The organism is Mangrovibacterium diazotrophicum (assembly GCF_003610535.1).
Taxonomy (GTDB): Bacteria; Bacteroidota; Bacteroidia; order Bacteroidales; family Prolixibacteraceae; genus Mangrovibacterium; species Mangrovibacterium diazotrophicum.
The window spans coordinates 1,937,875-1,951,035 of the sequence record NZ_RAPN01000001.1 but is presented as its reverse complement, the minus strand read 5'-3'; the positions used below and the strand labels follow the sequence as shown (position 1 = coordinate 1,951,035).

Below are 13,161 nucleotides of genomic sequence, written 5' to 3'. Positions count from 1 at the left end.
CCGGTAATTCTACCGGCTTTTTTCTTGTCCTTTTTTTAGCTCGTAATTCTTTTTTTGGGATTTGGATCTTGTCCATACATGAAGAAAGGCAGCCCGTTGCCAAGCTACCTTCCTTATTGGTCGTATTCCTAAAAGCCTTTGATGATAATCTGACTATTTCAGATCGAATCGGTCAAGGTTCATCACTTTGTCCCAGGCGGCCACAAAATCGCAGACGAATTTTCCAAGAGAATCCGTGCAGCCATATACTTCTGCGAGTGCCCGCAATTCCGAGTTCGACCCGAAAACCAGGTCAATACGGGATGCCGTATATTTCAACTCTCCGGTTTTGCGGTCGCAGCCTTCAAACAGATCTCTATCGTCACTTGTGGGCTTCCAAACAGTGTCCATATTAAGCAGGTTGACAAAGAAATCGTTGGTTAATGATCCGACGCTATCGGTGAAAACACCGTGTTTTGTTCCACCAAAATTGGTGCCCAGAACACGCATACCTCCGATCAAAACGGTCATTTCCGGAGCTGTCAACGTCAGCAATTGAGCCCGGTCGATCAATAGTTTCTCTGCCGGAATTGAGAACTTCCGTTTCAGGTAATTCCGGAATCCGTCAGCTTCGGGCTCCAGAACATCAAATGCTTCCACATCGGTCAGTTCCTGGGTGGTGTCCGCACGTCCCGGAGCAAAAGGTACAGTGATATCGAATCCAGCGTTTTTAGCAGCCTGCTCAACGCCAGCACATCCGGCTAAAACAATCATATCGGCAAGCGAAATCATTTTGTCACCGGTTTGGGCTTTGTTGAAATCCGCTTGGATACCTTCGAGGATTCCGAGTATTTTACTCAGTTCAGCAGGGTTATTGACTTCCCAGTCTTTTTGCGGTGCTAAACGAATGCGTGCACCGTTGGCACCACCTCGTTTGTCGGACCCACGGAAAGTTGAAGCCGACGCCCAGGCTGTTGATACCAGTTGCGAAACCGATAAGCCTGAAGCCAATACTTTGGCTTTTAGGTCGGCGATATCTTTTTTGTCAACAAGCTGATGGGTGACTTCCGGAATCGGGTCTTGCCACAACAAATCTTCTGTAGGAACTTCCGGGCCGAGGTAGCGGACGCGTGGTCCCATGTCACGGTGAGTCAATTTGAACCAGGCGCGGGCAAAGGCGTCGGCAAACTCATCCGGGTTTTCGTAGAAACGGCGTGATATCTTTTCGTAGATTGGATCAAACCGGAGTGAAAGGTCGGTGGTCAGCATCGACGGTGCAATCCGTTTTTCTGGATCGTGGGCATGAGGAACGCTTCCTGCGCCTGCTTGTCCTCTTGGTTTCCACTGGTGTGCTCCGGCCGGGCTTTTGGTTAATTCCCATTCGTAGTCAAAGAGGTTTTCAAAGAAGTTGTTGCTCCATTTGGTCGGTGTTTTAGTCCAGGTAACTTCCAGCCCACTGGTAATGGTGTCGCCTCCTTTTCCTGAACCGAAACTGCTTCTCCAGCCCAGTCCTTGTTCTTCCATTGGGGCAGCTTCCGGCTCCGGCCCAACAAGGGCAGCGTCGCCGGCACCGTGTGTTTTTCCGAAAGTGTGACCACCGGCAATTAATGCAACGGTTTCTTCGTCGTTCATCGCCATGCGGGCAAATGTCTCACGAATATCTTTTGCAGCAGCAATCGGGTCGGGATTGCCGTCGGGCCCTTCCGGGTTCACGTAAATCAAGCCCATTTGTACGGCAGCCAATGGGTTCTCCAGGTCGCGGTCGCCCGAATAGCGGCTATCCGGTTTTTCGCTGGTTGCCAGCCATTCTTTTTCGGCTCCCCAGTAAACGTCAACTTCAGGTTCCCAAACATCCTCGCGGCCACCGCCAAAACCAAAGGTTTTAAAGCCCATCGATTCCAGTGCGACGTTCCCAGTCAAGATGATTAGGTCGGCCCAGGATATTTTCTTGCCATATTTTTGTTTGATCGGCCAAATCAACCGTCTGGCCTTGTCGAGGCTGACGTTGTCGGGCCAGCTGTTCAGCGGAGCAAAACGCTGTTGTCCGGCTCCGGCACCACCTCGGCCATCACCGGTACGGTAGGTTCCGGCACTGTGCCAGGCCATGCGGATGAAGAAAGGTCCATAATGCCCAAAATCGGCCGGCCACCATTCCTTAGAGTCTGTCATCAGTTTCTCCAGGTCTTTTTTTACAGCCGCTAAGTCGAGGCTTTTAAATTCTTCAGCGTAATTGAAATCTTCGCCCATCGGGTTTGATAGGGATGAGTTTTGGCGAAGAATATTTAAATTCAATTGGTTAGGCCACCAGTCGCGGTTCGAAGTTCCGCCACCTGCGGTGTGTTTTCCGTGAGCTCCTGTAACCGGGCATTTGCTTTCACTATTCATGTCGTAGGCAGATGTGTGAGGATTTGTCTTGTTTTCCATGCTTTATTAATTTTTATTTTACAGGTTTCCATCTAAGTTACGACAATATTTCCGCTTGTGCCTATTGAAATTTTTGATTGAGTATAACTTAAGTCTATTCCGAAATCTTATGAATTAGGGTGTCAATCTGATTAAATTGATCAAATTCCTTCTTTCGTTAAGTTCAGTTTTTAATTTTGCGATTATACTGTTCGTCATGGAGGGAGAAAACAATAAAACATTTAATAGAAGTATGATTAAAAGTTGTTTGATTGCAGCTTTATTGCTGCTTACGCTGAGTGGATTTTGTCAGACTAAAAAGGATTCGGAGTCCTATGTTATAACAATCGACGGAGACACCATTTACGGTGTTTTGAAAAAGAGAAGCGAGATTGACATGTGCAAAGGCATTCGATTTTACAGCAATCAAGATCCATCGATCGAAAGTCGTTACACCGCGGCTGATCTTGAAGGGTTTTATCTTGGATCGAAGGATTTGAGCTATAGGTCATTCACAAATGAAAAAGTTATTGGCGGTTTTAGTAAAGAGTATGACGGCTTCTGGAAATTATTGTTTGACGGAGAACTGTCATTGTATAAATTGTCGTTGCCGCCGCAGGAACTTGACGGAATCAAGCGCTACGTTTATGCCTATATGCTTCAGACTGATACAGCGAGTTTTTTACTGACAAATTCAGTCGCAGTTAAAAAGAAAGAACAAGAGTTTTTTGTTTCGGCCAATCAGTCTTTTACGAATGTCAAAACTTTTCATGGTGTTAAAAATGAATACCTTCGAATACTAAACTATGCCTTTCAGGATTGTGATGAGGTGTGTTTAAAATTAGCTCGGGTGGGATTCAATGATGATGAATTGACTCAAATCGTCAAGGATTATGTCGATTGTAAACAAACCAAACGGAGGTAAAAGTACACTTTCCGAATGGTAGGGAAAATTCGGGAGCAAATTAATTAGGGATATGAGAAAGGCTGAGAATTCAATCTCAGCCTTTTGTGTTTTATTGTTGGCTCTTTTATTTCGGCTCGAAATTCAGTCCGAACTTTTCAGCGAGTGATTTGAGGTCGTCAATCACAGCCTGTTGCACCGGAACACCGTTTTTCAAACGTTCTTCAGTCATCTCGCGTTCAGGATCACCGGGCACAAGAACACGCTCTTGTCCATCGGAAACTTCAGCGCTCCGGAAGGTTTTAATCCAGTTGTCCATGTGTGCTTTGAATTCGTCGGCCGGGCGGAAGGCGTCAACGCGCCATGCACCAACAAAGTGGCCAATTCCGTCGCCAACCGGGTTTGCCGGAGGATCGAGGAAGGCAACAAATGGCGGTACCCAAGGGCCGTAGTTGGCACCCGATAACACCGCCGAGAAGATATCAACCCAAGCACCCAAACAATAACCCTTATGACCTCCGTGCTGGCGGTCGCCGCCAAGAGGCAACATGGAGCCGCCTTGTTTTAAAATCGTCGGATCTGTTGTTGGATTCCCGTCTTTGTCCTGGGCCCAGCCAATGGGCATTTCTTCGCCTTTACGTTGCAATACTTCCAGTTTGCCATTGGCAACTGTTGTTGTTGCCATGTCAATCACCAATGGTGGTTCGGTGGCAGCAGGAATGGCTACGGCGATGGGGTTTGTTCCCAGGTAGCGGCTTCGCGAAAATGTTGGCGACACCAATGGGCTCGCATTGGTTAGTGCGAAGCCGATCATGTCTTCTTCCAAAGCCATCATGGCGTGAAAGCCGGCAATACCAAAGTGGTTCGAGTTTTTCACGGCTACCCAGCCACTACCGGCTGTTTTTGCTTTTTCCATGGCAATGCGCATGGCTTCGGGGGCGGTAACTAAACCCAAACCCAAATCACCGTCCAACACAGCGGTTGATGGTGTTTCATGTACGATTTTCATGTTTGGGGTAGCATTCAAACGCTTTTGTTCCCACAAACGAATATAGCCGCTCAGGCGTGCAACCCCGTGTGAGTCGACTCCGCGCAAGTCGGCTTGATTTAAGCAGTTGGCAGCCACCTCAGCCTGAGCTTCGGGGCAACCCATTTTTACAAAAACCTGTTTGGTAAATTCCTTCAGGTATGATGCAGATATCGTCATCTTATTTAGATATTAGACTTTTAGAAATTAGACATGAGACACGAAGTAATAGGATCCGGCAGATCCTGAAATGAATCCAGAATGACACGCTTTCTTCTTTACTCGCAAATCATGACTCGTTACTCAATACTCAGTTAATTATTCTCTTACAAAATCCCTAGCCGACGACTGGGCGGTTGGCATCACCAGGATATCGTCGATATTGACATGTGCCGGACGTGAAACAATAAAGTAGATGGTTTCAGCAATATCCTGCGCGAACAGGGGCGTGAAGCCTTCGTAAACTTTGGCAGCTCGTTCTTCATCGCCTTTAAAACGTACCAGCGAGAACTCGGTTTCGACTGCTCCCGGGCAAACCGTGCTCACTTTCACGTTGTGCGGAGCCAGTTCAATGCGCATTGCTTTGCTAATGGCCGACACAGCGTGTTTTGTTCCGCAATAAACGGTTCCGTTGGGGTAGGCTTCTTTGCCGGCTATGGAGCTGATGCTGATAATGTGGCCGCTCTTTTGTGCAATCATCCAGTTCGAAACGGTGCGTGAAACGTAAAGGAGCCCCTTTACATTGGTGTCGATCATCTGTTCCCAGTCGGCAACGTCGGCACTGTTGATTGGGGCTAAACCGGCAGCTAAACCTGCATTATTGACCAGCACGTCAATTTTGCGCCAGTTCCCAGGAATCGAATCCAAAGCGCTGTCGACCTCTGCCTTTTGGCGAATGTCGAAATGAAGCAAGATCACAGCAGCGCCTTCCAGCGTGAGTTCTTGTTTGATTTCTTCCAAACGCTCCAGACGACGCCCGGTAAGGATCAGGTTGTAGTTGTTTTTTGCCAGAATACGGGCTGTTTCAAGTCCAATTCCTGCTGTTGCTCCGGTTATTAAGGCGATTTTCTTTGTCATATTGTGTCAAATTGAAACAGTCAAAAGCAAATTAAAATTCCCAATTCTTATGGAAAAATCAACTACTTGACTATTTTTGTTTTCATTATTCAAGCTTTAAATAAACCTATTATGGCTGAAATTACTGAAAATAAAGAGGTATTCTCAATCGATCAGATTGAAGAGCCCAAAGATATTCATGAAATTGTTTTTAACCTAATGGTGAATCCGAATTTGGCACCGGTTAATTATTTCAACGATTTTAGTGAAGAAGGTGTTGAGCTTGAAAGTTTAGCGGATGAAGACACCGACGATGCCGGTATTTTTACGACCGACAGCGGACAGGTGATGTCGATGACAACGCATGCTTTTCATCACCACCTGGAAGCAAACCCGAAAGCAGCCACTGAGATTCTGATCAGCCGTGCAGCCCGCCGGATGATTTGCTTTGGTGCAAAGCCGCAAGCTGTAAGTGCATTCCTTTACCATATTAATATTGCTGACCCGAACGGCCAGTTCATTGCATCCGGTGCGAAAAAAGGGCTGGAAAACGCAGCGACTAAGTTTGGGATTAAAGTCTCTGATCGCAAAATACGCTTCGACCATTACACGACTCATGGCCCGGCGATGCCAACAATCATCATCAGCATGATGGGAAGTGTGGACGACAAAGACAAGGTGTTGACTCACCAGTTTAAATCGAAAGGCAATAATATCTTTATGATCGGACAATCCTACGACGATATCAACTCATCAGAATACCTGGAATTTTACCACGAGATGGTTGATTCAGATTTGCCTGTTTTCGACATCGATACCGAAGCCAAACTGCACGAAGTGATGTGCGGCCTGATTCAAAAAAGCTTGATCAGCTCGGCCAGCCCCGTTGGAAAAGGTGGTTTGTTCTTCTCATTGTTACGCGCTGGCATGCCGGCAAAGCTTGGTTTCGACATTACAACAGATGCTGAAATCAGACGCGATGCCTTCCTGTTTGGCGAATCGATGGGACGATTGATCGTTGGGGTGCCGCAGGACAAAGCCGATGACTTTGTTGACTACATGAGCACGACTAAATTGCCGTTCTTCACCTTGGGGCACGTAACCAAAGGTGAAATCCGAATCGATGACGAATCATTCGGCTTTATTGACAAAATGAATCCTCTAGCTTAGATGACAGTTTCTCCTTATCAGGGTTCCGAGAAAAATAAAAAGCAGCAGGTCGAGCAGATGTTCGATAATATTGCTCCCAAATATGACTTCCTGAATCATTTTTTAAGTTTGGGTATAGACAAGTTGTGGCGGAAAAAAGCGGTTCGGATTTTAAAAGGGTATGATCCATCGAGAGTGCTCGATGTGGCGACCGGAACCGGTGATTTTGCCATTGAAACTTCACGCATCCAGCCGAAGGAAATCGTTGGTTTCGACTTGTCGGAACAAATGATTAAGGTGGGAATCGAGAAGGTGAAACGCCTGAAACTGGATCACCTGATCAGCTTCAAAAAAGGCGATTCTGAAGACATGCCTTTCGAGGATCAGTCCTTCGATGCGATTACCGTTGCTTTTGGTGTGCGTAACTTCGAGAACCTGGAGAAAGGCCTGCAGGAATTTTACCGGGTTTTGCGTCCGGGGGGCGTGGCGATTGTACTCGAATTTTCGAAGCCCAAATATTTTCCGTTTAAGCAACTGTACAAATTTTACTTCTTTCATATTCTGCCTCGCCTTGGAGGTATGATCTCCAAGGATGCTTCGGCTTACAGCTATTTGCCCGAGTCGGTCATGGCATTTCCTGACGATCAGGAATTTCTGAAAGTTCTGGCTAAAGTCGGCTTTTCCGAAAGCCGCCAGTGGCGCCTGACCATGGGGATTGCGACCATTTACCTGGGCCGGAAATAAATTTTGTTTTCAAGGTACACCGGACAATATTTTTGTAAAATTCGTGTTTTGAATAAGAATGCAAACGTGTATCCTTTGAAAAAACAAATAACACTTTACCTGTTTATTCTGATTGGCCTGGCAAGCTACGCGCAGAAGCCTCATGTGCTGAACCTGACAAATTTCGACAATAAGAAAATTCACTTCGGGTTTAGTTTGGGTATGAATGTGCAGGATTACCGGTTGGAGAGCTGGTCGCCGATTGGAGCTAACCCTGAATTTGTTGAGAAAGATTTTACCAACCCTGAAGGCGGACAGGTGACCATGGTGGATACCGTTCGGACCGACATTGCTACAACGGTTCCCGGATTGACGGTAGCGGTGGTAATCAACCTGCGTTTGGGTGAATATTTCGATTTACGCTTCCTTCCCGGTCTTTCATTTGGCGAGCGCCGCCTGACATTCACCAAGAATGGCGAATACCTGCCGGTTTACGATATCTATGCCGGAACAACTGATTTGGAAGTTGTATCCGTCAAATCGACTTACCTTGATTTTCCGCTGATGGTCAAATATAAGTCGAGCCGATTGAACAACCAGCGCCCCTACATCATCGGTGGTTTTGCTTACCGACTCGATATTTCGAAGTCGGGTGAGGAAGATTTGGTGCAGTTGAAAAAAGGCGGGCTTTACCTCGAGGCCGGGGTGGGGCTGGACAGTTACCTGCGTTTCTTCCGTTTTTCAACCGAATTGAAAGTGAGTCTTGGCTTGAATAACCTCATTGGCGACACGCCCATTGAGCAACGTCAATACTACTCGCAGTCCATCAAAAGCATCAGCTCGCATATCTTTACCCTCAGTTTCCATTTCGAATAACTGACTCTGCCTTTTTATCCCTATTTTTGCGGCTTAGAGTTTTGACGATTCATGAAGAAAGATTTCAATTTATCGCTGACGCCGAAACAAGCTTCGGAGGAGCAGTATTATCGCCCGATTATAGCCACAAAACTGGGAGTTGATCCCGAAGAGATTACCGCGATTGTCGTTCGCCGTCGTTCTATTGATGCGCGCCAGCGACAAATCAAGATTAACCTTGGGGTAATGGTCTACCTAGGTGAGGAACCCGAGGCTCAATATCAAACTTACCATTACGGCAATGTGGCCGGAAAAACGCCGGTCGGAATTGTAGGCAGTGGCCCTGCAGGTTTGTTTGCGGCCTTGCGTTTAATTGAATTGGGCTACAAGCCGGTCGTGTTCGAACGTGGCAAGAACGTGAGCGATCGCAAACGTGACATAGCCAAAATCCATCGCGAGCATTTGGTCGATCCGGATTCGAATTACGGCTATGGCGAAGGTGGTGCCGGAACTTTCTCGGACGGCAAACTCTACACACGCTCCAAGAAGCGGGGAAGTGTTGAAAAGATTCTGGAGATTTTGGTTCAGTTTGGAGCCGATCCGCAGATTCTGATTGACGCCCATCCCCACATCGGAACCAATAAACTGCCCGGGGTAATTGCCCGGATTCGTGAACAGATTCTGGCCAGTGGTGGCGAAATCCATTTTAACACACGGGTGACCGATTTAATATTGAAAGGTGACCAATGTACTGGGGTGGTGCTGAATGATGGCACCCGCTTCGATTGTGCGGCAGTTATTCTGGCTACCGGCCACTCGGCACGCGATATCTACGAAATGCTTTACCGAAATGGCGTCAACCTGGAAGCAAAACCATTTGCCATGGGTGTGCGGATCGAACATCCGCAGGAATTGATCGATAGCATTCAATATCATCAACCGCAACGCGGACCGTACTTGCCGGCGGCAACTTATTCGTTTGTCGAGCAGGTGAATGATCGCGGCGTGTACTCCTTCTGTATGTGCCCCGGTGGATTTATTGTGCCGGCAGCAACCTCTCCCGGCGAGTTGGTGGTCAACGGGATGTCTCCATCAAAACGGAACTCACCCTTTGCTAATTCTGGCCTGGTGGTTGAGGTACGTCCGGAAGACTTGCGAGAATTTCAGCATTTGGGTGTTTTTGCCGGTCTGGAGTTTCAAAAGTCGATTGAGAAATTGTGCTTTCAGCTGAATGGCAATACCCAGTTTGCTCCTGCCCAACGCATCAGCGACTTTGTGGCTGGACGGAAATCGGCCGATTTGCCGGAATCATCTTACAAGCCGGGATTGGTGTCATCGGCTTTGCACGACAAACTGCCCAAACGAATCAGTTCGCGGTTGCGCGAAGGTATTGTACAAATGGACAAAAAGGCCTACGGTTTTCATACCGATCAGGGGGTTGTAGTGGGTGTTGAGTCGCGCACGTCGTCGCCTTTGCGTATTCCCCGAAATGAAGATACGCTGGAACACATTCGCATCAAAAATCTCTATCCTTGTGGTGAAGGTGCCGGTTATGCCGGAGGGATCGCGTCGTCGGCCATTGATGGTGAGCGTTGCGCCGAAGCGTTTGTAGAGAGAGCTAAGAAGTGATCAGTGATCAGTCTCAGTGTTCAGCTGTGGACAATATCGAAGTTGAATGACTGAAAACTGCGACTGTATACTAATTCCTTCTCCGAAATTCCGATAAGCAAATTCCGGTGGCCATCGACACGTTGAGCGATTCGCTACCGGTTCCGTTGGTGGCGAAGGACGGGATGTGGATCTTGTCGGTAACGGTTTGCTCCACTTCCGGGCTGATGCCATTTCCCTCGTTACCCATGACTAAAATGCCCGCCTTGCCTAGGTTGTGCTCGTAAATGTTTTCCCCTTCAAGGAAAGCACCGTAAACCGGTAATTTTTCAGTTTGTGCTTTTTTCAGCACTTCGGGAAGGTTGAGGTAATGCACTTTGACCCGGAAAATAGCGCCCATGCTGGCCTGGATCACTTTCGGGTTGAAACAGTCGACCGTGTTTTCGGAGCATAGCAGGTGTTCAATGCCAAACCAGTCGGCCAGGCGAATGATGGTGCCCAGGTTTCCAGGGTCCTGGATAAAATCGAGTGCCAGGCTAAGTTGACTGGTAAGCATCGATTGCTCGAATCCGGTTTGCGGCATCTCCACTACGGCCAATGCATGTTGCGGCGATTGCAGCAAACTCGCTTTGCGGATCTCCTCTGCGGTGGCGTCAACAACTTCGGCGGCTTTTCGTGCGATCCGGCTATTGGTGGCTAAAAAATCGTCGGTGGCAGCCAGCAGCCGAACCGAAAGCGACGACTCCAATGCTTCGACGACCATTTTATCACCTTCAACCAGGAACAGCTTCTCGGCCTCGCGGTTCTTCTTGCGCGCCAGCGACTGGATAAACTTGATCTTGTTTTTACTTAGCATGAACAGAATTTGCTTGAGAGGGTAAAAATATAAAGCTTGAAAAGATTTGATAGCCAAACGATGTATTTATTTTTGTTGGTGGGTGGTCTCAAAGGAAATTTCCAGCATTTCTGGAGATTTCTCTTCTAAATTCAAAATTCTTTCAATCTTTGCAGTCAGACGGTTCGATTGATTAATTACAGAAAACAGAAAGACAGCGAAATTATGACTTTGATGGCGTGGAAATATAGGAAAAGACTACTGGTGGTGCTACTGGTGGTTGTGGTTTCTGCCTGTTCTTCCACTAAGTTTGTGCCCGAAGGAAATTATTTGCTGAACAAGGTTGACATTAATGTTGACAATAAAGCGGTCAGCAAGGAAGACCTGAAAAAGCAGGTTCGGCAAACCGAAAACCTTAAAATCCTCGGGTTTTTCAAATTTCACCTGGGCTTGTATAACTTATCGTCGAAGAAAAAAGACAATGACTGGTTTAAACGAATCGGGGAGGCCCCTGTCATTTACCAGGATTATCAAACCGATCGTTCGCTTCAACACCTGAAGGTGTACCTGCAAAACAAAGGATATTATGATGCTGCAGTAAGCGATACGGTGATTTATCATTCGCGCAAACGCAAAGCACATCTCATTTTTGATATTCGGACCGGAGATCCTTATATCGTTCGAAATTACGATTACGAAATTGAAGACTGGAAACTGGAACCGACCATTTTAGCAGACACGGCCGAACAGGTGGTGAAGTCAGGCGACATTTTTGATGTTGACCAGTTGAACAGCGAACGGGCCAGGCTGGCGACATTACTGAAAAACAAAGGCTATTATGGTTTCAGTACCGACCACATTCAGTACGTGGCAGACACGGCGCTAAACAACAAACAGGTTGATTTGACGATTCAAATCAGCGATGCGGATTTGGAAGATACCAAAGAAAGCGTGCAGCACCTTCGGAAGTTTGTAGTGCGCAACTATAAATACAATACGGTATTTACGCCGCTGAAGGCCTTCGGTGATCCGGAGGATGCACCGACAGATACCATTTTCGAACCGCCGTACACCTTTATTTACCACAAAAAGCTGAAATACAAACCGGAGTTGCTGGAGAATGTAAACCGATTGAAGGACAGTACCTACTATTCGTTGCTGAATGTGGAGCGGACTTTTCGTTCGTTGAACCAATTGCAGCAGTTTAAGCTGGTGAATATGAGTTTTGATCCGGTACCGGAATTGGGCAATGATTCGGTTGGGGTGTTGGATGCCAACATTCAATTGAATTCGTTGCCGCGGCAGGGTTTTACGGTGGAGGTTGAGGGAACCAACTCTTCGGGAAACCTCGGGGTTGCGGGTAATCTTAGCTACCAGCATTTAAACTTGTTCCGCGGAGCCGAGCTTCTCAACATCACCCTGAAATCGGCTTATGAACGGCAAGAGGCTTTTATTTCGAATAGTGCATTGAACTTCAATACCCGCGAGTTGGGTTTGGAGGCTTCCATTACGCTCCCGAAGTTTTTGAGCCCGTTTAATGCCAAACGCTTTTTTAATTACCAGGTTCCGCAAACGGTTTTCTCTGCCGGTTACAACTACCAGCGGCGTCCCGATTACACCCGGACCATTACCACTATGCGGGCGGGCTATGTCTGGAAGAGCAAGGCTTTCCGTACCAATTACCTCAATGTTTTTGATTGGAACCTGGTAGACATGACCGAGTTTAACGAGGATTTTATTAATTCGATTGAGGACTTGTATATCAAGAGCAGTTTCACTTCGCACTTGATTATGGCGATCAATTATGCCTTGGTGGATAATACCCAGAATACGGAGAAAGACTATACTTACCATTATTTTAGATGGACGGCCGAGTCGGCAGGTAACATTCTTTCGGGCTTGGTTCATTTAACGGGGCGTTCGAAATACGAGGAGGTGGATGAAACGACCGGCGAAACGACGAGTTATTACCGGGTGTTTGGAAACCGCTATGCACAGTATTTGAAAACTGACCTGGAGTTTCGGTTTGGTTACCGACCGGACAAGGCAAACTCGTTCGTTAGTCGCGCATTTCTGGGGGTTGCATTGCCTTACGGTAACTTCGATTTGATGCCGTTTGAGAAGAAGTACTTTGGCGGTGGTGCCAACGGAATTCGTGCCTGGCAGGTACGCACGTTGGGGCCGGGAACATACAAAGCAGCCTCGGATGAGTACCCGAACCAATCTGCCGATATCAAGCTGGAGGGCAACCTGGAATACCGTTTCCGCCTGATTGGTTTTATCGAAGGAGCTTTCTTCCTGGATGCAGGAAATATCTGGGCGATCAATTCGAAGGATAACCGGGAAGGTGCTCAGTTCAAGTTCAATCAGTTTTACAAACAAATCGCGATTGGTACAGGAACCGGTCTGCGTTTCGATTTCAACTACTTCGTTTTCCGCTTCGATCTCGGTGTGAAAATGCGCGACCCCTCGTTGCCTGCCGGAAAACGATTCATTTTCGGAAATTATCCACTTTCAGGCGATCAACTTAACTTCAACTTCGCAATCGGCTATCCGTTCTGATACTGGTTGCTTGTTGCTCATTATTGGATATTGAGCATTCATCATTTATTGAATCTGGGA

At 47.2% G+C, this 13,161-nt stretch carries 10 protein-coding genes; 6 read left to right on the top strand and 4 right to left on the bottom strand.

Features of this window, described 5'->3' with window-relative positions; genetic code table 11:
- Positions 1 to 153: 153 nt before the first annotated feature.
- Complete coding sequence (katG, locus tag BC643_RS07495) at positions 154 to 2,403, bottom strand: catalase/peroxidase HPI (protein WP_211338007.1); 2,250 nt, start codon at positions 2,401 to 2,403, stop codon at positions 154 to 156.
- A 232-nt stretch (positions 2,404 to 2,635) separates the two neighbouring features.
- Here katG and BC643_RS07490 point away from each other — a divergent pair, with 232 nt between their 5' ends.
- A complete protein-coding gene (locus tag BC643_RS07490; protein ID WP_147377166.1) occupies positions 2,636 to 3,307 on the top strand; it encodes a hypothetical protein in 672 nt (223 codons plus the stop codon).
- A gap of 106 nt (positions 3,308 to 3,413) precedes the next feature.
- Here BC643_RS07490 and BC643_RS07485 read toward each other — a convergent pair whose 3' ends face one another.
- On the bottom strand, positions 3,414 to 4,493 hold the full coding sequence (locus BC643_RS07485) for an Ldh family oxidoreductase (RefSeq protein WP_120272500.1): 1,080 nt from the start codon (positions 4,491 to 4,493) through the stop codon (positions 3,414 to 3,416).
- Positions 4,494 to 4,631: 138 nt separating this feature from the next.
- Positions 4,632 to 5,390, bottom strand: a complete 759-nt coding sequence (locus BC643_RS07480) for an SDR family NAD(P)-dependent oxidoreductase (protein WP_120272499.1) — start codon at positions 5,388 to 5,390, stop codon at positions 4,632 to 4,634.
- Between the two features lie 111 nt (positions 5,391 to 5,501).
- On the opposite strand from BC643_RS07480, the gene BC643_RS07475 reads away from it, so the two are divergent.
- The 4 genes from BC643_RS07475 to BC643_RS07460 all read left to right on the top strand — a co-directional run bounded on the left by BC643_RS07475 (position 5,502) and on the right by BC643_RS07460 (position 9,725).
- Positions 5,502 to 6,539 carry an AIR synthase-related protein gene (locus BC643_RS07475; RefSeq protein ID WP_120272498.1) on the top strand — a complete coding sequence of 346 codons (1,038 nt, stop codon included), beginning with the start codon at positions 5,502 to 5,504 and terminating at the stop codon, positions 6,537 to 6,539.
- The gene (ubiE, locus tag BC643_RS07470) at positions 6,540 to 7,262 is read left to right on the top strand and encodes a bifunctional demethylmenaquinone methyltransferase/2-methoxy-6-polyprenyl-1,4-benzoquinol methylase UbiE (protein WP_120272497.1); all 723 of its coding nucleotides are present in this window, start codon (positions 6,540 to 6,542) and stop codon (positions 7,260 to 7,262) included.
- 75 nt (positions 7,263 to 7,337) lie between these two features.
- The gene (porT, locus tag BC643_RS07465; protein WP_170154492.1) at positions 7,338 to 8,117 is read left to right on the top strand and encodes a type IX secretion/gliding motility protein PorT/SprT; all 780 of its coding nucleotides are present in this window, start codon (positions 7,338 to 7,340) and stop codon (positions 8,115 to 8,117) included.
- Between the two features lie 51 nt (positions 8,118 to 8,168).
- Positions 8,169 to 9,725, top strand: a complete 1,557-nt coding sequence (locus tag BC643_RS07460) for an NAD(P)/FAD-dependent oxidoreductase (RefSeq protein WP_120272495.1) — start codon at positions 8,169 to 8,171, stop codon at positions 9,723 to 9,725.
- Positions 9,726 to 9,795: 70 nt separating this feature from the next.
- Here BC643_RS07460 and BC643_RS07455 read toward each other — a convergent pair whose 3' ends face one another.
- The gene (locus tag BC643_RS07455; RefSeq protein ID WP_211338006.1) at positions 9,796 to 10,560 is read right to left on the bottom strand and encodes a TrmH family RNA methyltransferase; all 765 of its coding nucleotides are present in this window, start codon (positions 10,558 to 10,560) and stop codon (positions 9,796 to 9,798) included.
- Positions 10,561 to 10,773: 213 nt separating this feature from the next.
- On the opposite strand from BC643_RS07455, the gene tamL reads away from it, so the two are divergent.
- The gene (gene tamL, locus BC643_RS07450; protein WP_170154491.1) at positions 10,774 to 13,101 is read left to right on the top strand and encodes a translocation and assembly module lipoprotein TamL; all 2,328 of its coding nucleotides are present in this window, start codon (positions 10,774 to 10,776) and stop codon (positions 13,099 to 13,101) included.
- The last annotated feature ends 60 nt before the right edge of the window (positions 13,102 to 13,161 follow it).

What these genes read in the sequence shown, in the direction of transcription:
- BC643_RS07460 (WP_120272495.1), top strand. Translation starts at nt 8,169, where the DNA reads ATGAAGAAAGATTTCAATTTATCGCTGACGCCGAAACAAGCTTCGGAG.
- tamL (WP_170154491.1), top strand. Translation starts at nt 10,774, where the DNA reads ATGGCGTGGAAATATAGGAAAAGACTACTGGTGGTGCTACTGGTGGTT.
- BC643_RS07485 (WP_120272500.1), bottom strand. Translation starts at nt 4,493, where the DNA reads ATGACGATATCTGCATCATACCTGAAGGAATTTACCAAACAGGTTTTT.
- BC643_RS07490 (WP_147377166.1), top strand. Translation starts at nt 2,636, where the DNA reads ATGATTAAAAGTTGTTTGATTGCAGCTTTATTGCTGCTTACGCTGAGT.
- BC643_RS07455 (WP_211338006.1), bottom strand. Translation starts at nt 10,560, where the DNA reads ATGCTAAGTAAAAACAAGATCAAGTTTATCCAGTCGCTGGCGCGCAAG.
- katG (WP_211338007.1), bottom strand. Translation starts at nt 2,403, where the DNA reads ATGGAAAACAAGACAAATCCTCACACATCTGCCTACGACATGAATAGT.
- BC643_RS07480 (WP_120272499.1), bottom strand. Translation starts at nt 5,390, where the DNA reads ATGACAAAGAAAATCGCCTTAATAACCGGAGCAACAGCAGGAATTGGA.
- BC643_RS07475 (WP_120272498.1), top strand. Translation starts at nt 5,502, where the DNA reads ATGGCTGAAATTACTGAAAATAAAGAGGTATTCTCAATCGATCAGATT.
- ubiE (WP_120272497.1), top strand. Translation starts at nt 6,540, where the DNA reads ATGACAGTTTCTCCTTATCAGGGTTCCGAGAAAAATAAAAAGCAGCAG.